This window comes from Mesorhizobium sp. M0184, from assembly GCF_040322215.1.
Classification (GTDB): domain Bacteria; phylum Pseudomonadota; class Alphaproteobacteria; order Rhizobiales; family Rhizobiaceae; genus Mesorhizobium.
Genome location: NZ_JAMYSZ010000020.1, coordinates 11,824 through 36,407, shown reverse-complemented (window position 1 = coordinate 36,407; position 24,584 = coordinate 11,824). Strand labels below are relative to the sequence as shown.

The 24,584-nt window shown below is 62.7% G+C and carries 25 protein-coding genes, 1 tRNA gene and 1 pseudogene; 13 read left to right on the top strand and 14 right to left on the bottom strand.

The features are described from left to right. Window positions 1-115 precede the first annotated feature (115 nt). The 4 genes from omp10 to NKJ23_RS22425 all read right to left on the bottom strand — a co-directional run bounded on the left by omp10 (window position 116) and on the right by NKJ23_RS22425 (window position 4,695). Window positions 116-490 carry an outer membrane lipoprotein Omp10 gene (gene omp10 / locus NKJ23_RS22440; RefSeq protein ID WP_023720183.1) on the bottom strand — a complete coding sequence of 125 codons (375 nt, stop codon included), beginning with the start codon at window positions 488-490 and terminating at the stop codon, window positions 116-118. Window positions 491-677: 187 nt separating this feature from the next. Further along, a complete protein-coding gene (locus NKJ23_RS22435; RefSeq protein ID WP_352682465.1) occupies window positions 678-2,123 on the bottom strand; it encodes a homospermidine synthase in 1,446 nt (481 codons plus the stop codon). 122 nt (window positions 2,124-2,245) lie between these two features. Continuing rightward, a complete protein-coding gene (locus NKJ23_RS22430) occupies window positions 2,246-3,487 on the bottom strand; it encodes a hypothetical protein (RefSeq protein WP_352682463.1) in 1,242 nt (413 codons plus the stop codon). A 158-nt stretch (window positions 3,488-3,645) separates the two neighbouring features. After that, window positions 3,646-4,695 (bottom strand): LacI family DNA-binding transcriptional regulator, encoded by a 1,050-nt coding sequence (locus NKJ23_RS22425; RefSeq protein WP_352682461.1) that lies wholly within the window; start codon window positions 4,693-4,695, stop codon window positions 3,646-3,648. Window positions 4,696-4,885: 190 nt separating this feature from the next. On the opposite strand from NKJ23_RS22425, the gene NKJ23_RS22420 reads away from it, so the two are divergent. Together NKJ23_RS22420 and NKJ23_RS22415 are read left to right on the top strand one after the other, a co-directional pair. Continuing rightward, complete coding sequence (locus NKJ23_RS22420; protein WP_352682459.1) at window positions 4,886-5,212, top strand: MoaF-related domain-containing protein; 327 nt, start codon at window positions 4,886-4,888, stop codon at window positions 5,210-5,212. Window positions 5,213-5,227: 15 nt separating this feature from the next. Continuing rightward, a complete protein-coding gene (locus NKJ23_RS22415) occupies window positions 5,228-5,671 on the top strand; it encodes a hypothetical protein (protein ID WP_352682456.1) in 444 nt (147 codons plus the stop codon). Here NKJ23_RS22415 and NKJ23_RS22410 read toward each other — a convergent pair. From NKJ23_RS22410 to NKJ23_RS22385, 6 genes are all read right to left on the bottom strand, one after another. Beyond that, the gene (locus tag NKJ23_RS22410; protein ID WP_352682454.1) at window positions 5,668-6,606 is read right to left on the bottom strand and encodes a heme-dependent oxidative N-demethylase family protein; all 939 of its coding nucleotides are present in this window, start codon (window positions 6,604-6,606) and stop codon (window positions 5,668-5,670) included. The genes NKJ23_RS22415 and NKJ23_RS22410 overlap by 4 nt on opposite strands. Beyond that, window positions 6,603-6,890, bottom strand: coding sequence for a YciI family protein (locus NKJ23_RS22405; RefSeq protein ID WP_023675400.1), 288 nt, complete (start codon window positions 6,888-6,890; stop codon window positions 6,603-6,605). The genes NKJ23_RS22410 and NKJ23_RS22405 overlap by 4 nt, the downstream gene beginning before the upstream one ends. Before the next feature lie 17 nt (window positions 6,891-6,907). Continuing rightward, window positions 6,908-7,570 carry an aminotransferase class IV family protein gene (locus NKJ23_RS22400; protein WP_352682452.1) on the bottom strand — a complete coding sequence of 221 codons (663 nt, stop codon included), beginning with the start codon at window positions 7,568-7,570 and terminating at the stop codon, window positions 6,908-6,910. Next, on the bottom strand, window positions 7,519-8,670 hold the full coding sequence (locus tag NKJ23_RS22395) for an aminodeoxychorismate synthase component I (RefSeq protein WP_352682450.1): 1,152 nt from the start codon (window positions 8,668-8,670) through the stop codon (window positions 7,519-7,521). The genes NKJ23_RS22400 and NKJ23_RS22395 overlap by 52 nt, the downstream gene beginning before the upstream one ends. Before the next feature lie 156 nt (window positions 8,671-8,826). After that, window positions 8,827-9,615: a helix-hairpin-helix domain-containing protein gene (locus tag NKJ23_RS22390; RefSeq protein WP_352682448.1), complete on the bottom strand. Its 789-nt coding sequence runs from the start codon at window positions 9,613-9,615 to the stop codon at window positions 8,827-8,829. 391 nt (window positions 9,616-10,006) lie between these two features. After that, window positions 10,007-11,842, bottom strand: a complete 1,836-nt coding sequence (locus NKJ23_RS22385) for a M3 family oligoendopeptidase (protein WP_352682445.1) — start codon at window positions 11,840-11,842, stop codon at window positions 10,007-10,009. A gap of 152 nt (window positions 11,843-11,994) precedes the next feature. On the opposite strand from NKJ23_RS22385, the gene NKJ23_RS22380 reads away from it, so the two are divergent. The 3 genes from NKJ23_RS22380 (at window position 11,995) to NKJ23_RS22370 (ending at window position 15,958) form a co-directional block, all read left to right on the top strand. Next, window positions 11,995-13,572 carry a sigma-54-dependent transcriptional regulator gene (locus NKJ23_RS22380; RefSeq protein ID WP_352682442.1) on the top strand — a complete coding sequence of 526 codons (1,578 nt, stop codon included), beginning with the start codon at window positions 11,995-11,997 and terminating at the stop codon, window positions 13,570-13,572. Between the two features lie 359 nt (window positions 13,573-13,931). After that, the gene (gene mepK / locus NKJ23_RS22375) at window positions 13,932-15,800 is read left to right on the top strand and encodes a peptidoglycan L,D-endopeptidase MepK (protein WP_352682441.1); all 1,869 of its coding nucleotides are present in this window, start codon (window positions 13,932-13,934) and stop codon (window positions 15,798-15,800) included. Window positions 15,801-15,884: 84 nt separating this feature from the next. Continuing rightward, window positions 15,885-15,958 (top strand) — tRNA-Gln (locus NKJ23_RS22370). A gap of 53 nt (window positions 15,959-16,011) precedes the next feature. Here NKJ23_RS22370 and NKJ23_RS22365 read toward each other — a convergent pair. Beyond that, window positions 16,012-16,650 carry a 2-dehydro-3-deoxy-phosphogluconate aldolase gene (locus tag NKJ23_RS22365; RefSeq protein ID WP_352682438.1) on the bottom strand — a complete coding sequence of 213 codons (639 nt, stop codon included), beginning with the start codon at window positions 16,648-16,650 and terminating at the stop codon, window positions 16,012-16,014. Between NKJ23_RS22365 and NKJ23_RS22360 the strand changes: the two genes are divergently transcribed. Then, complete coding sequence (locus tag NKJ23_RS22360; RefSeq protein WP_352588071.1) at window positions 16,640-16,801, top strand: hypothetical protein; 162 nt, start codon at window positions 16,640-16,642, stop codon at window positions 16,799-16,801. The two genes, NKJ23_RS22365 and NKJ23_RS22360, sit on opposite strands and share 11 nt — an antisense overlap. A gap of 18 nt (window positions 16,802-16,819) precedes the next feature. Beyond that, entirely contained in the window at window positions 16,820-17,740 is a 921-nt protein-coding gene (trhO, locus tag NKJ23_RS22355; protein ID WP_502897341.1) for an oxygen-dependent tRNA uridine(34) hydroxylase TrhO, read from the top strand. A 22-nt stretch (window positions 17,741-17,762) separates the two neighbouring features. Here trhO and NKJ23_RS22350 read toward each other — a convergent pair whose 3' ends face one another. After that, window positions 17,763-18,122: a YybH family protein gene (locus tag NKJ23_RS22350; protein ID WP_352682433.1), complete on the bottom strand. Its 360-nt coding sequence runs from the start codon at window positions 18,120-18,122 to the stop codon at window positions 17,763-17,765. A gap of 255 nt (window positions 18,123-18,377) precedes the next feature. Between NKJ23_RS22350 and NKJ23_RS22345 the strand changes: the two genes are divergently transcribed. The 4 genes and pseudogenes from NKJ23_RS22345 to NKJ23_RS22330 form a co-directional block, all read left to right on the top strand. Continuing rightward, complete coding sequence (locus tag NKJ23_RS22345; RefSeq protein WP_352682432.1) at window positions 18,378-19,124, top strand: tellurite resistance TerB family protein; 747 nt, start codon at window positions 18,378-18,380, stop codon at window positions 19,122-19,124. Between the two features lie 223 nt (window positions 19,125-19,347). Beyond that, a complete protein-coding gene (locus NKJ23_RS22340; protein ID WP_352682430.1) occupies window positions 19,348-20,103 on the top strand; it encodes an SDR family oxidoreductase in 756 nt (251 codons plus the stop codon). Window positions 20,104-20,294: 191 nt separating this feature from the next. After that, window positions 20,295-20,747, top strand: a complete 453-nt coding sequence (locus NKJ23_RS22335) for a hypothetical protein (RefSeq protein WP_352682428.1) — start codon at window positions 20,295-20,297, stop codon at window positions 20,745-20,747. Window positions 20,748-20,772: 25 nt separating this feature from the next. After that, window positions 20,773-21,080: pseudogene (locus NKJ23_RS22330) on the top strand (transposase); the annotation flags it as partial. On the opposite strand, the gene NKJ23_RS22325 reads toward NKJ23_RS22330, so the two are convergent. After that, complete coding sequence (locus NKJ23_RS22325) at window positions 21,077-21,457, bottom strand: YciI family protein (protein WP_254816974.1); 381 nt, start codon at window positions 21,455-21,457, stop codon at window positions 21,077-21,079. The pseudogene NKJ23_RS22330 and the gene NKJ23_RS22325 overlap by 4 nt on opposite strands. Before the next feature lie 22 nt (window positions 21,458-21,479). After that, window positions 21,480-22,664 carry a pyridoxal phosphate-dependent aminotransferase gene (locus tag NKJ23_RS22320; protein WP_352682425.1) on the bottom strand — a complete coding sequence of 395 codons (1,185 nt, stop codon included), beginning with the start codon at window positions 22,662-22,664 and terminating at the stop codon, window positions 21,480-21,482. Window positions 22,665-22,747: 83 nt separating this feature from the next. Between NKJ23_RS22320 and NKJ23_RS22315 the strand changes: the two genes are divergently transcribed. Together NKJ23_RS22315 and NKJ23_RS22310 are read left to right on the top strand one after the other, a co-directional pair. Continuing rightward, window positions 22,748-23,434 carry a GNAT family N-acetyltransferase gene (locus NKJ23_RS22315; RefSeq protein ID WP_352682423.1) on the top strand — a complete coding sequence of 229 codons (687 nt, stop codon included), beginning with the start codon at window positions 22,748-22,750 and terminating at the stop codon, window positions 23,432-23,434. A 114-nt stretch (window positions 23,435-23,548) separates the two neighbouring features. Further along, window positions 23,549-24,532: a cation diffusion facilitator family transporter gene (locus NKJ23_RS22310; RefSeq protein ID WP_352682421.1), complete on the top strand. Its 984-nt coding sequence runs from the start codon at window positions 23,549-23,551 to the stop codon at window positions 24,530-24,532. The last annotated feature ends 52 nt before the right edge of the window (window positions 24,533-24,584 follow it).

Below are 24,584 nucleotides of genomic sequence, written 5' to 3'. Positions count from 1 at the left end.
ATGTTCACATCGCGTTTCAGTCGATGCAAGCGGAAATCGGCATCAGCTTTGCCGGCGCAAGAAGACGGCGGCTTGAAGCCGCCGCCCTTGTGCAAAGTAAATTCGGAATCGGATTTCATGTGCGCCTGGTCAGCACAAAATTCTGCCCGCTCGCGCTGGTGCAATTGAGCTGGCTGGTGGAGACCATCAGGCAGTTGAAGCTGATCGGCGTCTGGCGGATCAGCGAAGTGCCATGAATCTCGACCGAGGTGCCGCCGGTCATGGTGTAGCTGCCATCGGCAAGCTTCTGGCCGGTGTCGGTTGCGACGGTCGCGAAGCTGCCGCCCTTGAAGGTGGACAAGCCCGTGCCCTGCGCGTCGATCCAGGAGCCTTCAACCCCCTTGGCCGTGATCACCGGCGGCTCGCCTGGGCCGGTTGTCGTGCAGGCCGCCAACGCGACCGTAGCGGCCGCGGCAATGCCAGCCGAAAGCAGTCTTTGCGCAATCGTCATCTTCAAGATCCTCTCCTCTCGCATCGGCCCGAAAATCGATCCGATTTTCGGAAAGCACGATGCGCACATTCAAAGTGCTAGAGCGTACTTTGTGCGTCCAAATGGACGCACGTGGCTCTAGGCCGCCCCTCTTCAATCGCCCGATTTCCGGGCGATTGCAAGCTGGCCGAGTGTCGAGGCAACGCTGCTATCGAACGAGGATGTTGCGGAATTGCCACGGGTCTTTGGTATCGAGATCCTCGGGAAACAGACCAGGCCGATTGTCGAGCGGTGTCCAGTCGGTATAATAGCTCCTGACCGGCCCGAGATAGGGGCCCTGCACGTCGAGGCAGCGCTTGTAATCCATCTCGTCGGCCTCGACGATGCCGGCCTCGGGATTTTCCAGCGCCCAGACCATGCCGGCCAGCACCGCCGAGGTGACCTGCATGCCCGTAGCATTCTGATAGGGCGCCAGCTTGCGCGCCTCGGCCAGCGACAGCTGCGAGCCGTACCAGTAGGCGTTCTTGGCGTGGCCGTAGAGCAGCACGCCGAGTTCGTCGACGCCATCGACCAGTTCATTTTCGTCGAGCACGTGATGCACGGGCTGAGCCTTGCCGGCGACACCGAACATCTCGTGCAGCGACAGCACTGCGTCGTTGCAGGGATGATAGGCGTAATGGCAGGTCGGCCGGTATTGCACCTTGCCCTTCTTGCCGCGCAAGGTGAAAAAATCGGCGATCGAGATCGCTTCGTTGTGTGTCACCAGGAAACCGTATTGCGGGCCGGGCGTCGGACACCATGTGCGCACGCGTGTATTGGCGCCGGGCTGCTCCAGATAGATCGCGGCCTTCGAACCGTTCTTGTGGCTTTTGGCGTTCTTCGGCATCCACGCCTCATGCGTGCCCCAGCCGAGCTCGGCCGGCTGCAGCCCTTCCGAAATGAAGCCTTCGACCGACCAGGTGTTCCAGAACACGTTCATCGGCTTGGGCTTCTTGGTGCGCTGGGTGTCGCGCTCGGCGATATGGATGCCCTTGACGCCGGCCTTCTTCATCAGCCTGGCCCAGCCTTCGCGATCGTGCTGCGCGGGTTCCGCGAAGTCGAAGCCAAGATCTGTGGCGAGATTGACCAGTGCCTGCTTGACGAACCACGAGACCATGCCCGGATTGGCGCCGCAGCACGAGATCGCCGTGGTGCCGCCCGGATTCTTCGCGATTTCAGTACGTACGGTCTCGCGCAGCGCATAGTTGGTGCGTGAGGCGTTGTCGGCCTTCTCGTCGAAATAAAAGCCGAGCCAGGGTTCGACCACCGTGTCGATATAGAGGACGCCAAGCTTGCGGCAGAGCTTCATCAACTCGAGCGAGGAAGTGTCGACCGACAAGTTGACGCAAAAGCCCTGGCCGCCGCCATTGGTCAAAAGCGGTGTCAGCAGCTTCTTGTAGTTCTTTTTGGTCACTGCATCCTGCATGAAAGTGATGCCGCGCTCGTCGAGCAATTTGCGGTCGGCGTCGCGCGGGTCGATGACCGTCATGCGCGACTTGTCGAATTTGAAATGGCGCTCGATCAGCGGCAGCGTTCCCCGTCCGATCGAGCCGAAGCCGATCATCACTACAGGGCCGGTGATCTCACCGTAAACGGGCCAGTTTTCATTCGCCATTTATCGATTACTCCCTCAAAAAACGCTTCGGAACAGCGGCTTGGCCGCGGCGCGACAAACCATAGATCATTGTCACAATAAAGCGAAAAGCGGACGGCCGGCCTCACGCCGCGCCATCCCGGCTACGGCTCGACCAGTCTTGCGAATGCAGGCTTGAAGAGGTCACGTGCCTCGGAGACCGGCAGTTCCAGCAGATCGTCGGCGCAGGCCTGGATGGCATGCGGCAGGGTCTGGAGCCCGAACACCAGAACCTGCTTGTCGCCCTCACGCCAAAGGCTGACCGCTAGATATTCGCCGATGAGATCGTCCATGCCGCATTCGGCTTCGTGATCAATATCGGTCTGATCGGTCGGTTTCTTGCGCCGCTGCTTGACCAAGGAGACGAGCGAAGGTCCGGGCTTGCCATCTATCGTATCCAGGAAAATGTCCTGAAGGCCGAGCAGGATGCCGCGGCGCACATCCATGATGTAGGCGTCCGAATAGTTGGTCGGATGCGCTCCGCCGCCGCAGAAGATGCTGCCGGACTCCCGCCAGCTCATCAGCCGCGGAGTCAGCGACGTCACTTCGAATGTGCTGTCCTCATAGCCGCCGAGCGTGCCGCCGTTCATACCGTCAATCGGCCCGCCTTCGTTGAAACCGGCATATTGCGCCGCCACGCAGCCCAGTGCGCCGATGTTTGCGCGCCAGTGCCTCTCTTGCAGCAGAGCATTCGCGGCCTCGATCGGAACGTCGCCGGACAGTTCGACAATGCGCGGCGTGGCAAACCTGGTGCGGGGGTCGACGACATAGCGGTAGGTTGCGTCCGGCCAACCAGTCGTCTTGCCGTTATCGAGCTGAGTGTCCATCTGCAGATAGTCATAAGGGGACGTTTCCATGGTGAGCGGCGTGTCATTGCCGAAGAAGTTCATGAAGCTGAAATCGTAGAGATCGAGCGGGGTGCTGGGCTCGTTCCCGGTCACTTGCCGACTTGCGACCCGTTGCAATCTGAGCGGCAGCGCCTTCTTTCCGTTCCAGCTGCCTTCAAGGGTCTTGCCGTTACTGGATGGGGCCAGGCGCCACACAGCGGCGATCGGCGCGGCCTTTCCGTCATCGCAATTATCGGCGCCGCATGCCTCCTCCTCGGCCAGTTCGAACGTGCTGCCCTTCTGCAACCTGGTCTGCAGCGGGATATCGACGCCCTTCGAGCGGTAGAAGTAGCGGCCGGCCAGCGGGCCGTCCGCGGTCGCGGGGTCGCCGGTGAATTCGACGACGATATCGCTTTTTCCAAGCTTGCCGGCATAAGTCACCGGCTCCGCCTCAGCTGCTGTCGACAGTACCAGGATCGCGGCCATGAACGTGACCGGCCTGCCAAGATGCTGGATCATTGTTCCCCCAAGCCACAAGTTACAGTTGTCTTCCGCCGACAGTCACGGTCGGCTGTCAGGCCCTTATAGTCAAGTTGTGCCCCGTTCAGTGCCAGACGCTGCTCAGCGAAAAGACGCTGCCAGCGCCGCCCCTGATGCGGATGGCGCATCCGCGCGTTTCAGCGGACTTTTGCCCTCGGCCCGGCCGTGGAGGCTCGAACCACCAGTTCTACCGGCAGAACGACCTGGCGGGGGGCCTCATTGTCAAGAACCATTCGGGCGGCCAGCCTGCCTTTTCCGATCACGTCTTGCGCCACAGTGGTCATCGGAGGCGTGGTGCGTGCGGATTCAGCGGTCCCATCGAAGCCAACGACCGATACGTGGCCCGGCACGTCGATGCCGCGGCGAACCGCCTCGTCCAGTATTGTGATCGCCTGCCAATCCGACATGGTCAGGATCGCGGTTGCTTCAGGCGCCCTGTCGAACACTACTGCTCCGGCAGATGGCTCGCCTGGGATCGTCTCGATGATCGGAACATCCTCGATCGACAAATTCGCCTCCGTCAAACCCTGTTTGAAACCGTCGAGCCTTTCATCGTCGAGCGGGAAGCCGGCCAGAAGCGGGCGCGTTGCCTGTCCGGGCATGTGGACAATCGGTGGGCCGGGAGTCCGTCGCACCGAAAGGATGGCAAAATGCCGGTGCCCCAGCCTGGTCAAATGCCGGACGGCAGCTACCGCGCCGCTCCAGCCGTCGATCTTTATCGAATTGATGTCGGGACCTGCGTCGCTTTCGAGAATGACGAAGGGCAGACGCCGTCTCTGGACCGAAATTATGAGACCAATATCGGCGCTGTGACCAAGGATAAAGCCGTCAACCAGCGCATCGCGGATGCTGGCGAAGCGCGTGTCATCGGTGCCGTTTACAAGGCTGAGCGTCGTTCCAGCCTCGTCGCAGGCGAGCGAAACGCCGAGCACCAGCTCGCGGCCATAGGGGCTTCTCATCACTTCGGAGATGGCGTAGGCGCCAGGCGGCATGAACCCGATGGCATTGAACTTGCCGTCCCGCAGCAATCGTCCTTTCGGATCGGGGCCGCCAAACCCGAGCGCCCGCGCGGCCGCTTCGACGCGCTCGCGCAATTCGGGCCTGACCAGCTCCGGCCGGTTGAAGACGTTGGAGACAGTCCCCCGGGAAACTCCGGCAGCCTTGCCGACATCGGCTAGGGTTGGCATTGGCGATTCACTCGTTTTTCCTGAGGTAGACCATTTTTTGGAGCGCTCCAAGAATTTTATTGACTCAAAACCGAAATAGGCGGATCGTATTCCTTGGAGCGCTCCAAGGAATATTCGGAATGTTTATGCGACTGCGACACCGAGAATCGTCAAATGGCGTGGCCGCAGCGGCCATGCCAAGGAGAGGATGATGGCAGAAACCGATGCTTTTCCAGCTTCGCTCGTCGGCAAGACTTTCGACTGCGTTTTCGGCCCCTTCGTACCACGGCTGACGTTTTTCTCGCCGCAGGAATTGCATATCCAGGCGTCGATCGGGACCACCGAAATCGACGAGGTGGTCAAGGTCGACCTGACCAGCGTACGCCCGAATCTCGTGCTCGCGAGTTGGACGGAGCAGAGCGGCAACTTCATCGTGCAGTTGCAGGATCACGAGAAGGGGATCGTCCATAATTATGCGCGGCTGGCCGATGGGCAGCTCTTCTGTGCCCAGGGGGCCATTCAAGCCGTTCCGGCGTGAGGGGAGGAAAATGCGATGGAACTCGCTTATGACAGTCATCTGCTTGCCCGAATTCTGCTGAGCGTCGCGACCGCGGGTTACGGTGTAGCGACGATCAAAGCCGACTTGAACGCCACACATGCAACCAATCCGTTGTGGACCCCACACGCCCGGTTTCATGTCGTCTGGCAGGTGCTGAGCTACACCGGTGTGGCGCTGATTGCGCTCGGACTTATCTGGATCAAGGGACAACTCGAAGCCGAGCGGCTCTATCTCGCCGGGGGATTGGCCGCGGCTATGTATGGAGCATTCTTCGCGGCCATGCTCTCGCGGCCGATCTACGGTGGCGTGCTGTATGACGAGAACGGCTATCCGCCGTTCCGGCCGCCGTTTGGACCGGCGGGCTGGCGGTGGGATGTCAACGTCACCGTCTTTACCGCAATGTCCGCGATCCTGCTGCTGGGCGTGGCTGCTATTTAGGACAGCACTAGCGCCCTGAGCCACACGACCAGCCGGTCACGGTCGGCGGTCATCCCCTTGTAGTCGAGTTGTGCCTCGTCCAGCGCCAGAAGTTGTTCGGCCAAGGACGCCGCGAGCGCCGCGCGGTCGGGGTGGCGTTCCAGCACGGCGAGCGGGTCGAGATGGATGCGGATGGTGAAGAGTACGTCGCCCGAAACGGGGAGCTTTCTCAGCGTCTGCCGTTCGACGCGGATAAAGGCATGGGCGTCGATGTCGCCATCCGGGAATCTCGACGGGCGACAGCTGGCGCGGTCGATGCGTTCGAGGTTGGAGAGCGGATGGTAGAGCGCGTCGCCCGCCTGGATCGACCAGTTGTAGCGCTCGACGGCTTGGCCCTGGAGGCCGTCGAACATGCGGTTGATGAGATCGGCCGGGCGTGTGCCCGGGCCGAAACCCGGTACCGGCGCGTGGATCTGCTGCAGCGGCTTGCCGAATTTTTCGGTCAGCGACCATGACGACGGGAAGCAGAGCGAGCCGGCGGCCAGACGCCAGCCGCTGTCGTCGCGGCGCATCAGGATCAAATCCTCCTGCACGAGCAACGAGGCCGCGACAAGCGGCGCATCGCTGAAAGAAGCTGAGGTGCCTGAGCCCTCGAGATTGTCGATGCCGCCGATCACCTCGATCCCGTCGGCGGTACGCCTGTGGGTCTCAGGAAAGTTCGCCGCCAGATGCGCACCGAGCAGATCGAGCACTTCGCGCTGAGCGTCGCGCGTTGTTTGCTCCTCGACAAAAACCTTGCCGGGAATTTCCGCATAAAGCCGGCGTTTCTCGGCAAGATAGGGCAGCAGATATTCGTCGACCTCGATCCAGCTATCGAGATTGAGCGGCTTCAGCCCGATGGTGAACAGTTTCGACGAGCCGTCATAGGGTGTGTGGGTCGGTGTGCGGAAACTCATGCTTCTTTGTAGGCTTCCAGTGCGGCAGCGGCCATTCTCGCCGTGAATTCGGTGATTTCGTAATCGGCGGCACCTGCCTTGGCGAAGGGATCGTCCGCCAGTCTGGCATCGAGCTCCTCGCGTGGACCGCGCGCGATGATGATGCCGCCGGTCCTTGGCCGCTTTGGCCCGGAGGCGACAAAGATACCTTGCGCATAGCAGGCCTTCAGCCACTCGACATGCGCTTGCTGCAGGCGGTCGATCTCGGTCAGCGGCACCTTGTAGTTCAGCGAAACCACGAACATTGTTGTCTCCAGATGCTTCAGCCCAGCCGCGCCGGGATCAATCCGCGCAGCGAGTTGCCGACGAACAGCGCCTTGGCCGATTGCAGTTCGTTCCACGTGTAGACCGCTTCACCGGCGCGGCCTTGATCCAGCAGTTCGCCGCGCAGGACGCCAGGCAGCAGGCCGCAATCGAGCCGCGGCGTGGCCAGCACGCCGTCACCGAAATCGGCAAAGACATTGGTGATCGTGCCCTCGCAAATTTCGCCGCGCTCATTGGCGAGCAGCACCTCGTCGGCGCGGCTGGCGAGATATTCGGCGCGGGCGCGCGTATAGGTTTGTCGGCGGCTGGTCTTGTGGCGCAGCAGCATGTCGCTCGAATCAAGCCGCACGCGCGCCAGCTGCAGGGTCCAGACCTTGTCTGCGGCGAGCGGCTCGTAGGGCTGCACCGAAACCGCGACTTCGCCCTTGCGCGACAGGACGAGGCGAGTGCGCAATGCGATCTGTTGGTGGCCGACCGCATTCATCAGCGCTTCGCCGACCCTTTGCGGATCGCAGGCGAAACCGAGTTCGCTTGCCGAGCCGTAAAGCCGCGCGAGATGGCGGTCGAAACGGAGGAAACCAGAGCCGGGTTCCCAGCGCATTGTTTCGATCAGTTCGAAATCGGCACTGTTCCCGTCGCGAAACGGGCTTTCAGCAGACACTCCTGGTACTCCTCTTCGGCTGTCGAATCGAAGACGACGCCACCGCCGACATTGTAGACCGCCTCGCCATTGGCAAAGAGCGAGATGGTGCGGATCGCCACGGAAAAACGCATCCGGCCGCCGGGCGCGATCCAGCCTATGGCGCCGCAATAGACATCGCGCGGGCCACTTTCCAGATCGCGCAGGATCTCCATGGCGCGGATCTTCGGTGCGCCGGTAATCGAGCCGCAGGGGAACAGCGCGGCGAAAATCTGGCGGATGGCGAGGCCGGGCAAGAGTTTCGCCCGCACACGGCTCACCATCTGGTGGACGGTCGGGTAGCTCTCGATGCGGAAAAGCTCCGGCACATCGAGCGTGCCAACCTCGCTGATCAGTGAGATGTCGTTGCGCAGGAGATCGACAATCATCCGGTTCTCGGCCTGGTTCTTCTCGTCGTTGCGCAAGAACGCTTTCAGGCGATCGTCCTCGGCTTTTGTTGCCCCGCGCGGCGCGGTGCCCTTCATCGGATGCGTCTCGATTATGCCTTCCGCGTCCACCTCGAAGAACAGTTCGGGCGAACGCGACAAGACGATCGGATCGCCGAGCGCGACCAGCGCCCCATACTTCACCGGCTGGCGTTCGGTCAGCGCGTTGAAGGCGACCAGCGGATCGCCCGACCATTGCGCATGGACCGGAAAGGTCAGATTGCCCTGGTAGCAGTCGCCCTTGCGGATATGGTCATGCAGCCTGGCAAAGCGTTTGGCGTAGTCGTCCGAAGACCAGGCCGCCTTGGCGTCGAAGATTGGGCCGTTGCTAGCCGGCAGATCGCCTGGCGCGATCGTCTCCTCGACCGGCGCGTCGAACACGCCGAGGCAGAAAAGCGGGGCGCGGCGGCTGGCCGGCAGCAGCGGAACGAGCTTGGGTTCGAGCAGGTAACCGGCCTCGTAGGAGAAATAACCGGCCAGCCATTTGCCGCCGTCATGTGCAGCCTGCGCGGCTTCCAGGGCACGCAAAAAGTCCGCCTCGCCATGCGCTGCGATTATCTCGGCCGGCCGGTCGAAAACGAGCTGCCGCGCGGTCTCGTCGTTCCTGAAAATTGCAAAGGGCAGGGGCAGGGACATAAGGCTCGAATGCTGCGGTCACCAGCGATCGATCTATATGGGGGCTCGACCGTGTGCAATCGAGGGAGCGGCGTCTCAAGACGCAAAGGCGCGGCGGCAAAAACAAATGCGGCGCCAGTGGGCGCCGCCTTGTTCCAAATGCCACCTTGCGATGGATCAGGTGTTGCTGGCTTCCCCCGCGGTCGGGAAGCGGCGCGCAAATTCCTTTTCGTCGCCGGCGGCAAGCAGTTTCGCCTGCTCGATCCAGCGTTCACGTTCGATGCGGCCGTCGAAATTCAACGTCGCCTCGATCCGCTTGACATCGTCGGGTGTCCAGGCGGCGATCTGGGCATAGGTCGTGACCCCAAGCCCTTTGAGCAGCCGCTCGTTGGTCGGGCCGATGCCGATCAGGCGACGCAGATCGTTGGCGTTGCCTGCTGCCGCGGCTGTTGCCTTGCCGGTCGCGGCTTTCTTTGCCGCTGGCGCAGCCTTGCTTGCCGCTGGCGCGCTCCTGGGCGCGGCGCTCGCTTTCGATGCAGGCGGTTTCGGTGTTGCCGGTTTAGCGGCACTTGCGTGTGGCGCGGTCGCGGCCTTCGCCGTTGCAGATTTCTTCGGCGCCGGTTTAGCCGGTGCGGATGTCGACATCAGCGTTGACGGCGCCTGCATCGCGGCTTTGGTCGCGCCGGTCTTGGCGGCTGGCGCCTTGGCTGTTGCCGCCTTCGCGGTTGGCGCCTGGGTGGTTTTCGCCTCGCCCAGCCGGCGTTCGAGATCGGCGCGGGCGCGGCCGCATGCATCCAACTCACCGGTCAGACGGTCGCTATCGGCCCGCAATCTGTCGCGTTCGCTGCGCGTGCGGTCTAGATCGCCGCGCAAACTGTCGAGTTCGCCACGCAGGCGTCCCCAAATGAACCAGCCAACCAACACACCTACCAGGAACGCCAGGAGCATGTAGAAAAAAGTGCCCATTGTCTTTCTCTCTCCAGTCCGATCCGTCCGCCCTGGCCTGTAGAGCCATGACCTCGGCGAAGGACCATTCGATGGTGGTTCCGCAATTTGCAGAACAGCCGGCTTCGATCGAGCCGTCGGCGACCGGTTTGCCCCTGGCCAACAGCCGTTGTCGCATCCGCCGACACGCCATGACCGGTCGGGATTTTCCGACCTGACCCATTCATGCCCGGCTGAGCTTGAGGGCGGACGCTATCATACAGCTTACGGGAATCTAACGGAAAACTTCCATGGAAAGTTATTTAAGAACAAATATCCAAGACAAGAATAGAACCATCGCCAATATGCATTGCAGCTAAACTGTTCTGGAAAACCCGGTCACCCGGTGTTGCGCATCACCCAGTGTTGCGCATCAATTGTCCAGTGCTTCCAGCTCGTCGATCAGTCCGCTGATCACGCCAAGCCCGATTTGCCAGAAGGCAGGGTCGGCCGCGTCGAGGCCGAACGGCGCCAGAAGCTCGGAATGATGCTTGGTGCCGCCGGCGCGCAGCATGGCAAAATATTTCTCCTGAAAGCCGCGCTCGGCGTTCTGGTAGACCGCGTAGAGCGAGTTCACCAGGCAATCGCCGAATGCGTAGGCATAGACGTAGAAAGGCGAGTGGATGAAGTGCGGGATATAGGTCCAGAAAATCTCGTACCCTTCGCGCAGCTTGATCGCCGGCCCGAGGCTTTCCGCCTGCACTTCCAACCAGAACTGGCCGAGCTTGTCGGAGGTCAGTTCGCCACTCCTGCGCTCGGCATGCACTTTGCGCTCGAACTCATAGAAGGCGATCTGGCGCACGACCGTGTTGATCATGTCCTCGACCTTCTGGGCGAGCATGGCCTTGCGTTCGCGCTTGTCGTTGGTCTGCTCGAGCAGCGAGCGGAAGGTCAGCATTTCTCCGAACACCGATGCGGTTTCGGCCAGCGTCAGCGGCGTCGATGCCATGAGGGCGCCCTGGCCGCCGGCCAGCACCTGGTGCACGCCGTGGCCGAGCTCGTGCGCCAGCGTCATCACGTCGCGCGGCTTGCCCATGTAGTTGAGCAGCACATAGGGATGCGCCGAAGGCACGGTCGGATGCGCGAAGGCGCCAGGCGACTTGCCGGGTCTCACCGGTGCATCGATCCAGTTGCGGTCGAAGAAAGTTCTGGCGATCTCCGCCATGTCGGGCGAAAAGCGCTGGTAGGCGGAAAGCACGGTGTTCTTGGCCTCATCCCAGCCGATGACCGCCTGCGGGGTCTCGGGCAATGGCGCATTGCGGTCCCAGTGGTTCATCACCTCCATGCCGAGCCAGCGCGCCTTCATCGCATAATAGCGATGCGACAGGCGCGGATAGGCGTCGCGAACCGCGGTGGCGAGTGCATCCACCACGCTGCGTTCGACGCGGTTGGCGAGGTGGCGGGAATCGGCAATGTCCTCGAAGCCGCGCCAGCGGTCAGAAATCTCCTTGTCCTTGGCCAGCGTGTTGGTGACCAGCGTAAAGACGCGCAAATTCTTGCGGAAGGTCGTGGCCAGCGCCTCGGACGCCCGGCGTCGCACCTCGCTGTCTGCGTCCTGCAGGCGATTGAGCGCCGGCTCCAGCGTCAGCTCCTCGCCGTCGACGTCGAAACGCAAATCGGTCATCGTCTCGTCGAACAGGCGGTTCCAGGCCCCGCGCCCGGTGATCGATTTTTCATGGAAGAGCTGCTCGATGCGGTCTTCGAGCTGATAGGGCTTGTCCTTGCGCAGATCGAGCACCCAGGGCCGGTAATGGGCGAAGGCCGGATCGGCCGCGAGTGCGTTTTCGATCGCGCCATCGTCGATGAGGTTCAGCTCGAGCGCGAAAAACAGCAGGTGCGCGCTGGCATCGGTCATCTTTTCCTGGATGTCGCCATAGAGCTTGGCCCGCTGCGGATCCGACGTGTTGCCGGCATAGACAAGCCCGGCATAGGAGATGATGCGGCCGATCAGCTCCTCCAGCGCTTCATAGGCCTGAAGCGCCTCGCCAAGCCTGCCGGCGCTGCCACGCCCGGCCTCGGCGGCGAGCGTGCCTTTCCAACGGCTCTCGAAAGCGATGGCATCGGCGGCGGCCTTGGCGATGTCGCGCTTCAACTCGGGCGCTTCCATGCCCGAATAGAGATCGGCCAGATTCCATTCCGGCAGGTCGCCAAGCTCCGCCACGCCCTGACCGGGCGCCGCCGCCAGCTTTCGAGCAAAAACCATGCGCATTGCCGATCCTTCCAGACACAAAAATTCGAGGAAACGAGAAGCCGGTCAAATCCTAAGGAATTCATTCACCGGGTTTTTTGAAAGCTTATTTAGAACCCTGTGCCAAGATGATCCATAGGGCGCATTCTCGGGCGGGCAGGGTCGGATCAGTCATGGCAGCTTCCATACTCATAGTCGATGACGATCCCGTGCAGCGCAGGCTGCTCGAGGCGGCGGTGACGAAATTCGGGCACACGGCGATCGTCGCCGATGGCGGCGAGGCCGGTCTCGATCTCGTCGACGGGCCCAATGCGCGCGACGTGTCGGTGGTCATCCTCGACCTGATGATGCCGGGCCTCGATGGTATCGGCGTGCTGAAGGCGATGCGCGAGCGCGGCATCCACATTCCCGTCATCGTGCAGACCGCGCAGGGCGGTATCGAAACCGTCGTTTCGGCAATGCGTCACGGCGCCTTCGACTTCGTCGTCAAGCCGGCCTCCCCCGACAGGCTGCAGGCGTCGATCGGCAACGCCCTCAAGGTCGAAGCGCTCGAAGGCGAAGTGAAGCGCTCGTCACGGCAGCGCGGCGGCCATCTGACCTTCAAGGACATGATCACCCAAAGTCCGGCGATGGATCGGGTGATCCGGCTCGGCCGCAAGGCGGCGGCGTCCAACATTCCGATCCTGATCGAAGGTGAATCCGGCGTCGGCAAGGAACTGGTGGCGCGCGCCATCCAGGGCAGCGGCGACCGCCGCTCGAAACCCTTCGTCACCGTCAATTGCGGCGCCATCCCCGACAATCTGGTCGAATCGATCCTGTTCGGGCACGAGAAGGGCTCGTTCACCGGCGCCACCGAAAAACATACCGGCAAGTTCGTCGAAGCGCACACCGGCACGCTGTTCCTTGACGAGATCGGCGACCTGCCGCTCGACGTGCAGGTCAAGCTGTTGCGCGCCGTACAGGACGGCGAGGTCGATCCGGTTGGCGGGCGCTCGACCGTCAGGGTCGACATCAGGCTGATCTCGGCAACCCATCGCAACCTGGTGCAGCAGGTCAAGGACGGCAAGTTCCGCGAGGACCTGTTCTATCGGCTGAACGTCTATCCAATCTTCGTGCCGCCATTGCGCGACCGTCGCGACGACATCCCCTATCTGGTGGAGCACTTCATGGAGAAGGTGGCGCCCGCCGATCCGCGCCACCGCCTGCGAGGCATCTCGGCTGCGGCGCTTGCCATGCTGCAGGCCTATGACTGGCCGGGCAACATAAGGCAGCTCGAAAACGCCGTCTTCCGGGCTTCGGTGCTCGCCGACGGCGACATGCTGACCGAAGAAGAATTCCCGCAGATCCGGGCGCAAGTCGAGGGCACGGTCAATCTCGATTCGGGTATCGCCTTGCCAGCTCCAGGGTGGCCAGCTTCAGGGGGACCAACTCCAGGGTGGCCAGCTTCCGGAGTGGCTTCGGGCAGCCAGCCGCGCGACAACATATCGGCCGCTGGCGGCATCGCAGCCGCCGACGCCGATGCACCAGCCAAGCCTCGTTTCGGCACGCTGCGGGCGCTCGACGAGCGCGGCAATGTGCGTGCGCTGGCCGACGTCGAAATAGAAATGATCAAGCTCGCCATCGATCACTATAACGGCCAGATGAGCGAAGTCGCCCGCCGCCTCGGCATCGGCCGGTCGACGCTCTACCGCAAGCTCAAGGAATACGGCATCGACCCGGAAACCGGCCGCGTCGAACGGCTCGCTTCCTGAGTCACAGGGCCAAGCCGGTTCTCATCCGGACGTCATTCGAAGCAACCACGCCTCGAAACGAGGTGTTCGCCGCAGTGTTCACGTATTAAGGCGGACGGTAACAGATCGTGTTTCGAGCTGGCGCCAAAACATGATCTAAACCAGCGGTTTACCAAGATATCCTGCGCAATATTTTTGGCGGGATATCGCCACCGTGTTACCGCATTTCGGCTTCAATAAGCGATGATTAACCATTAGGATCGATATTCGGATGCACACACCTCGCATCCGTTTGGTCAAATCCGGGGACAAAACGGCAGCCTGCAAGGCCTTTTGATTTGAACAGAATCGAACGACACAAAAACGGGCGGCATTATCACATGAGCGTCTGGCCGAGATGGCTGGCAGCGGTGATTGTTGCCGTCGGGTTCCTTGCAGCAGCGGCAACCGGCGCCAGCGCCGAGACACGTTCGCTGAAGCTCTATCATCTCCACACGCATGAAAAGGCGGAGATCGTCTACAAGCGCAACGGGCGCTACGACCAGGCGGGCTTGCGAAAGATCAACATCATCCTGCGCGACTGGCGTCGCAACGAGCCGACCAAGATGGATCCGCGCCTGCTGGACCTGGTCTGGGAAGCGTATCGGGAGAGCGGCGCCACCGACTACATCCAGGTCGTCTGCGGCTATCGTTCGCCGGCCACGAATTCGATGCTGCGCAGCCGCAGCAGGGGCGTCGCCGAAAAAAGCCAGCACATGCTCGGCAGGGCGATGGATTTCTATATTCCCGGCGTGCCGCTGAAGAAGCTGCGCGACGTCGGCCTCAGGATGCAGGGCGGCGGCGTCGGCTACTATCCCAGCTCCGGCTCGCCCTTCGTGCATATGGATGTCGGCAATGTACGCCACTGGCCCGGCATCAGCCGCCAGGAACTGGCGCGCGTGTTCCCCAACGGCAAGACGCTGCATGTGCCGAGCGACGGCAAGCCGCTGCCTGGCTATCAACAGGCGCTCGCCTCCTACAAAGCCCGCAAGGGCGCCGGCGCGCCGGCCATCGAACTCGCCAGCGCAAGCGGCGGTGCCAAAAAATCCCGTGGGTTCCTGGCAGCCCTCTTCGGCGGTGGCGACGACGAGGCGGACGACAGCGCCGATGTGGCGATGGCCGAGCCGACGCCAAAGCCCCGTAACGTGAAGCCGGCGCCGTCCGCCAAGAGCAGCAACCTGCCTGGCATTGCCATCGTGGCGCCTCAGGATGCCAAGCGCGCTCAGATTCCGGAAGTCGCCGATGCTCCGGCGCCTGCGCCTGAACCGGAGAACGACACGCCGGAGACGATCATCGCGGCATTGCCTGCCCGCAGCATCCCGCTGCCGGATTTTGCTCCGCGTCCGAAGACCGACGTCGGCGCCCAGCCGCCTGAAAACGTTCCGTTCGGCGTGGCGGATGCGGCTGGATCGACTGAACAGGCGGTGGCGACCGCGCAAGCGCCGGCAAGCGTGACGCCGGCCAGTGTGGCACCGGCAAATGTTCCGTTCGGCATAGCAGACCCGTCTGCTGCGGCCGGCCCGGTGCAGGTCGCTGCAAACAACATTCCCGTGCCGAGCTGGCGGCCCGATCATTCGCTGCCGGCCGATCTTTCGCCGGCTAGTCTTGCGCCGCAGGACAAGCAAGTGTTGCTGGCGCTGGCGAGTGCGGCCGAGCGGAGCAACACCGCCACCGACGCATTCTCGGTATTGCCGTCGGCGCGGCCCGACAGTTCCCAGCCCGACGAGGTCAAGGCCGTTCTGGAAAGGGTCAGCGCGACCGACGAATACAAGGTCGCGTCGCTTTCCGAGCAAGCATCGGTGTTCGAGGAACCGGCGAGCGACGACGGGGCATCGAGCGACGGGGCATCGCCGCGCGAGGCCATCGTTGCCCGCCCGGCCGGCTCCGATCCGGCCGCCGTCATCGGTGCAGGCGTGAAGACCACACGCAAGGAACCCAGGGCCACCGCCCGCGACCTGAAGCCCGGCCCCAAGCCGGTGGTGGTCGCCGCCGCGCCGCAGGCCGCCCGGTGGGCGCTGCACAGCGGTGAGTATGTCGCAACTGTTTCAGATGCGACAACGGCGCCGCGCTACGCCTACGACTTCGTCCGTACGGCACCGAGCGAGGTCTATACGATAGGCTTCCAGCCGGGCAACGAGATGGCCGACGCAAACCGGTTCACCGGCAAAGCCGTCAAGTTCATGTCGGTGGCCCGCTTCAAGACCGAGTAGGCCGCGCTGGGCACCTCGCGCGGCTGCCTCCACCGCCGGCACTGGCTTCATTCATCCAGGGATGCTAACCACTGGTCGGCATTCTCCCGCTTCGTCTAATGGTAGGACAGCGCCCTTTGAAGGCGTGAATCGTGGTTCGAGCCCATGAGCGGGAACCAGCCGGCGAACCAGATCGGCCAGATCGGCGGCGGTTTTCTTCATGCAGAAGGTGCTAGCGCCCGAGCTTGCTCGCAGCGCGCGCCAAGGCTTCGATCTCGTCCCATTTGCCGGCCTTGACCAGATCGTCCGGCGCCACCCAGGAACCGCCGACGCAGATGACGTTGGGCAGGCTGAGGTAGTCGGCGGCGTTCTTGCCGGTGATACCGCCGGTCGGGCAGAATTTCACGTCGGCAAGCGGCGCGGCGAAAGCCTTGAGCGAGGCAATGCCGCCCGACTGTTCGGCCGGGAAGAATTTCAGAAAGCGCAGGCCGGCTTCGCGGGCGGCCATGACCTCTCCCGGCGTAATGGCGCCGGGCAGCAACGGCACGTCGCTGTCCTTGGCTGCCGCGAGAAGCTCGCGGGTGATGCCGGGGCTGACGATGAACTTCGAACCGGCGGCCGCCGCCTCGCCGAACTGGCGGGCGTCCAGGATGGTGCCGGCGCCGACGACCGCGTCTTCGACCTCGCCTGCCACCCGGCGGATCGCCTCCAGCGCGTCGGCGGTGCGCAGCGTGATCTCGATCACCGGCAGGCCACCGCTGGCCAGCGCCCGGGCCAGCGGCACCGCGTCGGCGGGATTGGCGATCTTCAGCACCGGTATGACCGGCTGGCCGTTGAGGAGCGACAGGAGCTTTTCGGTCGTGCTGGGCATTCGTCGTCTCTCCTCTGTTGATCAAGTCGACCGGTTAGCAGAAGGCGGTTTTTCTGTCCACGAAACGCGGCGTGTCGCGATGTCACGCGTGGTGTTCGAAACCTTCCGCGATCAGACCGCTCCCGGCTCTGCCTTGATCCGGCTGTCGTGAGCGTTTAGTGGCTTGGTGATGACACTTCCCAGCCAAGCCTTCCGCGTTGCCGCGCTTTACCGCTTCGCCCGGCTCGACACCTTCGAGGCGCTGCGCGCGCCGCTCGCCGCCTTCTGCTGCGCACGCGGCATCAAAGGCACGCTGCTTTTGGCGCGTGAGGGCATTAACGGCACGGTCGCCGGCAGTGAAACGGCAATCGCGGCGCTCATCGATCATCTCGAATCCATCGACGGTCTCGCCGGCCTCGAGATCAAATACAGCAGCGCCGCAACGATGCCGTTCCATCGTATGAAGGTGCGGTTGAAGCGCGAGATCGTCACCATGGGCGTGGACAATATCGATCCGGCGGCAGGTGCAGGCACCTATGTAGCGTCGGCCGACTGGAATGCACTGATCTCGGATACGGGCACCATCGTCATCGACACGCGCAACGCCTACGAGGTGTCGCTCGGCACCTTCAAGGGCGCTGTCGATCCTACCACCAACAGCTTCCGCGAATTCCCGGCCTGGGTCGAGCAGCATCGGCATGAGCTCGAGGGGCGCAAGGTCGCCATGTTCTGCACCGGCGGCATACGCTGCGAGAAGGCGACGGCCTATGTGAAGTCGCTCGGCTTCGAGGATGTTTTCCACCTCAAGGGCGGCATTCTGAAGTATCTCGAAGACGTGCCCGCCGAACAGAGCCTCTGGCAAGGCGAATGCTTCGTTTTCGACGAGCGCGTTTCGGTATCGCACGGGCTGCTCGAAGGCGACGCCGAACTCTGCCGCGCCTGCCGGCATCCGCTGGCCGCAGAAGACCGGCTGTCGCCGGAATATGCCACCGGCATCTCATGCCCGCATTGCTTCGATGCCCGCTCGGACGAAGATCGCGCCCGCTACGCCGAGCGCCAGCACCAGGTCGAGCTGGCGCAAGCGCGCGGCGATCGCCATATCGGAAGTTAGCTTCACGTTAAGCAACTTCACGTCAAGCAACAGAGAAGCGATCGATGACCCACAGCCATGTCCCGTCGTTCTGCCGGCGCGCGACCTCGGTGGTGATGGTACCATCGGGAAGCCGGGTCGAGGTGAGCGCCAGGTCGCCATTGACGACAGCCGGGCGCTGATCTCCGGACTGAAATTTTCGGCCGGTTGCGGTGATCTCCGCGAACAGCCCCCGGATGGCTTCGCGGCCGAACGTCAGTTGTCCGCCACCGCTGTCGATGACTGCATGGGGCTCAAAAAGCGCGGCCATGCCGTCAATGTCTCCGACCCACTGCCGCGAAATCAGCAGGCGCTCCAGCTCCTGGGGATCGCGTGCCGGCTGGCGGTCTGTCTCATCGGTCATGCCAGGCTCCTCCCAAGCGACGTGCCGCGACATTACTCGAAGTCGAAGCTGGTTTCGACACGCGTTTTTTGGCGCGGATGGAGGCTGCAGCACTTTAATTTCCGCGTGAAATCCCAGCAGACCTCCATTCGAGCTCATGCGTGGCAGCGGGCAAAAGGATGCGCCGCGTCATTGTAATGTCAAACTGCGGGACCTAGGTCTTCGACGTGCAAACCTGCCCGCGCACCTTCGGCCGGGCCAATTCTGGAGGCATAGATGTTCGATCCCAAGAAGCTCCTCGACGATCTGCTCGGCTCGCAAATTCCCGGCACCGGATCGACCGTCCGCGACAAGGCCGGGCAGGCGGTGCAGATGGCCAAGGACAATCCGCTTGCCGCCGGTGCGCTGGCCGCGGTGCTGCTCGGAACCGGCCCAGGCCGCCAGGTCACCGGTGCGGCGGTGAAGCTTGGTGGGTTGGCTGCGATCGGCGGCCTCGCTTACAAGGCCTACCAGAACTACAAGAACGGCAACGTGCCGGCCAAGACGCAAGCTGCAGGCGAACCGGAATTGCTGCCGCCGCCGGCCGATACCGCGTTCCATCCGTCGCAAGCGCCGCAGGGCGAAGACGAATTCACGCTGACGCTGGTCAGGGCGATGATCTCGGCGGCGAAGGCCGACGGTCATGTCGATGACGAAGAGCGGCAGAAGATCGCCGGCAAGCTCAGCCTCGCCGGCGTCGGCGCCGAAGCGGAGAAATTCCTGATGTCGGAACTCGAGGCGCCGCTCGATCTGGATGTGCTGATCGCAGGGGCCAAGACCGATGCGCAAAAGCTGGAACTCTACACCGCCTCGCGTCTTGCCATCGATCCGGACACGCGGGCCGAACGCGGCTATCTCGACCTGCTTGCCGGCCGTCTCGGCCTGCCGGACGCCCTGGTCGATCATGTCGAGGCGACGGTGACGGCGGCGAAGGTGCCGGCAGCGGGCAGCACGGCCAAGCCGGTGAGCGGTTCGCGCTGGTAGCTTGAAAGTAGGGCGGCGGAAACCCGGTGCGCCGTTGGCGTTAGCTTCTCGTTAATCCGGTGGGCGCATGATTCAGGCAGTCGGATCGGCTTTCCTCCTCCCAAGCCCGGTTCGGATCAGGGGCGGTCGCCAATGACCGCCCTTTTTGTAGCACGCGCCGTTGCGCCGGCTTGCCATGGTTCCCGTCATTTGCGATGCCTCATCCCTTTCAGGGAGTACAGCCATGACCGACTCTAAAACCGCCATCGTCACCGGCGCCGGTACGGGCATCGGCAAAAGCGTCGCCACGGCGCTGCTCAAGGCCGGCTGGAACACGGTCTTCTGCGGTCGCCGCAAGCCGGTGCTGGAGGATGCGATCGCCGCGGCCGGGCCGACGCAGGCCAAGGCATTGGCCTTCGCCTGCGACATCAGCAAGGCCGATCAGGTCGACGATCTGTTCGAGACGGTGGCGGCGGCTTTCGGGCGCGTCGACCTGCTCTTCAACAATGCCGGCACGAGCTACAAATCGACATTGATCGACGACATCCCGGTCGACGTGTGGAACGACATCGTCGGGGTCAATCTCACCGGCTCGTTCCTGTGTGCTCGCGCCGCGTTCGGCGCCATGCGCAGGCAGCAGCCGATGGGCGGCCGCATCATCAACAACGGCTCGGTATCGGCCTATGCGCCACGGCCGGGCTCGGTGCCCTATACGGCGACCAAGCACGCCATCACCGGGCTGACCAGGACGCTGGCGCTGGACGGCAGGCCCTTCGACATTGCTTGCGGCCAGATCGACATCGGCAACGCGCTGACCGACATGGCGCAGGCGATGACGGTCGGCGTGCCGCAAGCCAACGGCACCATTGCCGCCGAAGCGGTGATGGATGTCGAGCGCGTCGCCGATGCGGTCCTCCATATGGCCAGCCTGCCGCTCGACGCCAACGTGCTGTTCATGACCGTGATGGCGACGAAGATGCCATTTGTCGGGCGAGGGTAGGCAACCGGTCCAGGTTGTATACATGTCGTTGTCCCAAAACCGCTGCGCACTTTGGGCGACATGCACTAGACTAGGCCGTAAACTCATAAATGCGGAATGACCGGGATAGGTGGAAAGCGGGCTTGGGATTTGTGGAAAGCGGTCATGGCGTATGTCATGCTTGAATTGCAGTCATAGCGAATGGTTCATGCATGAATTGGGAACAGATAGCATCGGATTTCGCTTGGGACGGCTACTGGCGAGACATCTACGTTCTGAACACGTCTGGGGCAGATTGGCAGGTCGTCTGGGACATCCTCCTCGAATGGACTCCGCCTGCTAGTTTCAGTGTCTCCGGCAAGATCGAGTCGATGCCATTGGGCGTCGAAGCGGCCCTGGAAAGCGAAACAGGCAGCTTACTGTCTTTTTACGTCGGGCCAATCCAGCTTGCATGTCACTTCTTCAGCGCTGTCGAAATTGAGTTCGACTTCGATCCAAGGCAAGTCAGCGGAAAAACCGAGGTTGAGAAGCTTGACCGCTTTATGCGATTGCTCGGTGACGCTACTGGGAAGCAGATAATTCTCACGCAGGAAAATGATCAAGAGGCTATCATCGCCCGCTACTCTCCCGATCTTGAGAGTGTGGTCTGGACGGCACTTTCATAGCCAAATGTCTGCCTCCGCAGCGGACTTGGTCAAAGATTTGCCTGAAGGTGCGATGCTGCTCGCCGACAAGGGCTACGGTGCCAACGCATTGCGCACTGCCATCACCGACCAGAACACTTGGGCCAATATCCCGCCCAAAGCCCATCGCAAGGCCCCGATCTGCTTCAGCCCTTCCTATACAAAGCCCGTAACCTGATCGAGCGCTTCTTCAACAAAGCCAAACAGTTCAGTCGCATCGCGACGCGCTACGACAAGCTGGCTGAGAACTTTCTTGCCGCCCTAAAACTCGTCGCAATCCGCATCTGGCCACGTAGCTATGAGTCTACGTCCTAGGGCCGGGTGACCGGAAGCGGCACGCCGGGTAAATATAGCGAAATCGGGCGGATTTCGTAGACGGCGGTCGGATTGACGCGGCGAAGGTCGCGCGCAATGTCGATGGCGGCGTCACGGTTGGCGCAGTCGACGACATAGAGCCCCAGCAATTGTTCCTTGGTCTCGGCGAAGGGGCCGTCGATAACCATTCCGGTGCCTGGCCCGCGCAAGGTGCAGGCGTCTTGTGTCGCGCCGAGCCGGGCCGCCGGCCCAAGGGTGCCTTGCCGGTAGAGCCGATCGTTGATCTGGAGAAGATCGGTCATCAGCGCCGCATCCTGCTCAGGCGTCAGTGCGGTAATCGCTTCTTCCTCGTGATAGGCAAGAATGGCATAGAACATCTGGCGTCTCCTTTCGTCGTCCTCACTTCGCCAGGAACGCCTCGATCCGCTCCAGCGCGCGCAGGATGTTCTCTTCGGAATTCGCGTAGGACAGCCTGACATAGCCTTCGCCGAGAATGCCGAAATCGGGGCCGCCGATCAGCGCCACGCCGGCATCCTCGAGCAGAGCCGAGGCGAGCTTCTTGGCCTTCCAGCCGGTCTTGGAAACATTGGGGAAGGCATAGAAGGCGCCTTTCGGCGTGATGCATGAAACGCCCGGCAAGGCATTCAACCCCTCGACCACGACCTTCCTGCGGCGGTCGAAGGCGCGCATCATCTTGTCGACGTCGTCCTGCGGGCCGTCGATGGCGGCTATGCCGGCATACTGGCTCGGCGCGTTGACGCAGGACCAGCAATTGACCGCCAGCTTGCGCACCTTGTCGTAGAGATGCGCGCCCTTGTCGCCATTCGGCCAGATCGACCAGCCCATGCGCCAACCGGTCATCGCCCAGGTCTTCGACCAGCCGTTGAGCACGATCAGCCGGTCGCGGATTTCGGGGAAGGCGAGCAGCGAGCAGTGCGTCTCGCCGTCATAGGTCATCACGTCGTAGATCTCGTCGGAGAGGATGGCGACGTCCGGGTGCGCTTGCAGCCCCCTGACCAGCTTTTCGATCTCGGCGCGAGGCGTGACGCCGCCGGTCGGATTGGCGGGCGAGTTGAGGATCAGCAGCCTGGTCTTCGGGGTGATCAGCGCCAAGGTCTCCGCAGCCGAAAAGGCAAAGCCGTTCTCCTCGCGCATCGGCACCGGGATGGGGGCAGCACCGGTGAACTCGATCATCGAGCGGTAGATCGGAAAGCCGGGATCGGGATAGAGAATTTCGGCGTCCGGCTCGCCGAACATCAGGATGGCCGCGAACATGGTCGGCTTGCCGCCGGGCAGGATCATCACCGCTTCGGGCGAGACTTCGACGCCGGTAGTGGCCAGCGTGCGGCGGACCACCGCTTCGCGCGTCGCCAGCAGGCCGTTGGCCGGCGTATAGCCGTGATGGCCGTCGCGCAGCGCCTTGATCGCCGCTTCTACAATGTGCTGCGGCGTCTTGAAGTCGGGTTGGCCGATGCCGAGATTGACGATATCGCGGCCCTGATGGGCGAGTGCCGTGGCACGAGCCAGCACCGCGAAGGCATTTTCCTCGCCGAGACGATCGAAGGCCGAAATCGTGTGGAGCATTTTTCCCGTCCGTGTGGTTCTTTCAGCGAGCGTGCGTTTTTGTGAGCGTCCTCTCGCAAAAGTCAAACGGATTGGAGCGTTCAGTGTCGGAAAATCTCAAGAATTGGCAAGCGCGCCCACGGCCCGAACGCAAGGTGCTGGAGGGCCGCACTGTCCGGCTTGAACCGCTGAGTGCGAAAAAGCACGGGGACGGCCTGTATGAGGCTTCGTCCGTTCCTGACATCGGTGGCCGCTTCGCCTGGCTGCCCGACTATCCGCCGGAGACCCGCGCCGCCTTCCAGCCGTGGCTGGACAAGGTCGAAGCCAGCGAGGATCCCCTGTTCTTCACCGTCATCGACAAGGCCAGCGGCAAGGTCGCCGGGCGGCAGACGCTGATGCGCATCGACGCCGCCTACGGCGTCATTGAGATCGGCAACATCTATTGGGGCCCGCTGATCTCGCGAAAGCCGGCGGCGACGGAAGCGCAGTTCCTGTTCATGAAGTACGTCTTCGACGAGCTTGGCTACCGCCGCTACGAATGGAAATGCAATAACCGCAACGAGCCGTCGAAGCGCGCGGCGGAACGTTTCGGCTTCAAGTTCGAAGGCATTTTCCGTCAGCATCTTGTGGTCAAGGGCGAAAACCGCGATACCGCGTGGTATTCGATCATCGACAAGGAATGGCCTGATCTGCGCAGAGCCTATGAGGCGTGGCTAGATCCGGCTAATTTCGACAGCGATGGCCAGCAGAGGCGGCGGCTCGAGGATTTTCGCGCCGAGTTCGGCGCCTGACCATGATCCCGAAAAGTGGACGCCGGTTTTCGGATAAGATCATGGTCAAACAAGAAGACAGAGCCTCCATCCCGAGTCTGCCGGGATGGATCAGGCTCTAGCAGGAGCTCCTAGATGGCGCATTCCCACGACCATGCTGCGCAGGGCCACGACCACAGTCACGGTGCCGGGCATGTGCATGGCTCGACCGACAAGAAGCGCGTGCTGATCGCGGCATGCCTGACCGCCGGCTTCATGGTCGTCGAAGCACTTGGCGGTCTCTTGACGGGATCGCTTGCGCTGCTGGCGGATGCCGGCCACATGCTTGCCGATTGCGTTGCGCTCGGGCTTGCCTGGTATGCCTTCCATCTTGCGGGCCGGCCGGCAACCGTGCGCCTCACCTATGGTTTCGGCCGGGTCAAGACACTGGTCGCCTACACCAACGGCATCGCCATCTTCGCCATCGCGCTGTGGATCGTCTATGAGGCCTGGGGGCGTTTGCTGACGCCTGAGCCCGTGCTCGGCGGGCCGATGCTGGTCGTTGCCATCGCCGGCCTTGCGGTCAATATCGGCTCGTTCTACGTGCTGCACGGCGGCGACCGCGGCAGCCTGAACATGCGTGGCGCCATCCTGCACGTTCTCGGGGACCTGCTAGGCTCGGCCGCGGCGATCGTGGCGGCGCTGGTGATCCTGGCGACGGGCTGGACGCCCATCGATCCGATCCTGTCGGTGCTTGTCGCGCTGCTGATCCTGTCCACGGCCTGGTCGCTGATGCGCGAAGCCGCCCACGTCCTGCTCGAAGGCGTGCCGGCAAGCCTCGACCGCGACCTGATCGCCAGGGACATCGAGGCGACAGTCAAGGGCGTGCGCGAGGTGCATCACATGCATGTCTGGTCGCTCGACGGCTCCAGCAACATGGCGACATTGCATGCCTGCCTCAATGACGGCGTCGATGCGCATATGGCGGTCAGCGCGATCAAGAAGCGGCTTGCGCAGGAACATGGCATAGCCCATGCCACGGTCGAACCGGAATTCGGCCGATGTGCCGACAGACATGAGCATGATGACGAGCACGAGCATGCGCATGACACGGCACCGCACCGCGGCCATTATCACTGACTTCGGGAGTTCTGGGCATTGGCAACGATCGACATGAACGCCCGCTACCCTC

Excerpts from the sequence above, each read along its gene's own strand:
- NKJ23_RS22420 (WP_352682459.1), top strand. The coding sequence starts at position 4,886 with ATGGCAGAAACCGATGCTTTTCCAGCTTCGCTCGTCGGCAAGACTTTC.
- NKJ23_RS22395 (WP_352682450.1), bottom strand. The coding sequence starts at position 8,670 with ATGTCCCTGCCCCTGCCCTTTGCAATTTTCAGGAACGACGAGACCGCG.
- NKJ23_RS22430 (WP_352682463.1), bottom strand. The coding sequence starts at position 3,487 with ATGATCCAGCATCTTGGCAGGCCGGTCACGTTCATGGCCGCGATCCTG.
- NKJ23_RS22385 (WP_352682445.1), bottom strand. The coding sequence starts at position 11,842 with ATGCGCATGGTTTTTGCTCGAAAGCTGGCGGCGGCGCCCGGTCAGGGC.
- NKJ23_RS22425 (WP_352682461.1), bottom strand. The coding sequence starts at position 4,695 with ATGCCAACCCTAGCCGATGTCGGCAAGGCTGCCGGAGTTTCCCGGGGG.
- NKJ23_RS22350 (WP_352682433.1), bottom strand. The coding sequence starts at position 18,122 with ATGACCGATGAGACAGACCGCCAGCCGGCACGCGATCCCCAGGAGCTG.
- omp10 (WP_023720183.1), bottom strand. The coding sequence starts at position 490 with ATGACGATTGCGCAAAGACTGCTTTCGGCTGGCATTGCCGCGGCCGCT.
- NKJ23_RS22380 (WP_352682442.1), top strand. The coding sequence starts at position 11,995 with ATGGCAGCTTCCATACTCATAGTCGATGACGATCCCGTGCAGCGCAGG.
- NKJ23_RS22405 (WP_023675400.1), bottom strand. The coding sequence starts at position 6,890 with ATGTTCGTGGTTTCGCTGAACTACAAGGTGCCGCTGACCGAGATCGAC.
- NKJ23_RS22390 (WP_352682448.1), bottom strand. The coding sequence starts at position 9,615 with ATGGGCACTTTTTTCTACATGCTCCTGGCGTTCCTGGTAGGTGTGTTG.
- NKJ23_RS22435 (WP_352682465.1), bottom strand. The coding sequence starts at position 2,123 with ATGGCGAATGAAAACTGGCCCGTTTACGGTGAGATCACCGGCCCTGTA.
- NKJ23_RS22325 (WP_254816974.1), bottom strand. The coding sequence starts at position 21,457 with ATGTTCTATGCCATTCTTGCCTATCACGAGGAAGAAGCGATTACCGCA.
- mepK (WP_352682441.1), top strand. The coding sequence starts at position 13,932 with ATGAGCGTCTGGCCGAGATGGCTGGCAGCGGTGATTGTTGCCGTCGGG.
- trhO (WP_502897341.1), top strand. The coding sequence starts at position 16,820 with ATGACACTTCCCAGCCAAGCCTTCCGCGTTGCCGCGCTTTACCGCTTC.
- NKJ23_RS22320 (WP_352682425.1), bottom strand. The coding sequence starts at position 22,664 with ATGCTCCACACGATTTCGGCCTTCGATCGTCTCGGCGAGGAAAATGCC.
- NKJ23_RS22415 (WP_352682456.1), top strand. The coding sequence starts at position 5,228 with ATGGAACTCGCTTATGACAGTCATCTGCTTGCCCGAATTCTGCTGAGC.
- NKJ23_RS22335 (WP_352682428.1), top strand. The coding sequence starts at position 20,295 with ATGAATTGGGAACAGATAGCATCGGATTTCGCTTGGGACGGCTACTGG.
- NKJ23_RS22340 (WP_352682430.1), top strand. The coding sequence starts at position 19,348 with ATGACCGACTCTAAAACCGCCATCGTCACCGGCGCCGGTACGGGCATC.
- NKJ23_RS22310 (WP_352682421.1), top strand. The coding sequence starts at position 23,549 with ATGGCGCATTCCCACGACCATGCTGCGCAGGGCCACGACCACAGTCAC.
- NKJ23_RS22410 (WP_352682454.1), bottom strand. The coding sequence starts at position 6,606 with ATGAGTTTCCGCACACCGACCCACACACCCTATGACGGCTCGTCGAAA.
- NKJ23_RS22345 (WP_352682432.1), top strand. The coding sequence starts at position 18,378 with ATGTTCGATCCCAAGAAGCTCCTCGACGATCTGCTCGGCTCGCAAATT.
- NKJ23_RS22365 (WP_352682438.1), bottom strand. The coding sequence starts at position 16,650 with ATGCCCAGCACGACCGAAAAGCTCCTGTCGCTCCTCAACGGCCAGCCG.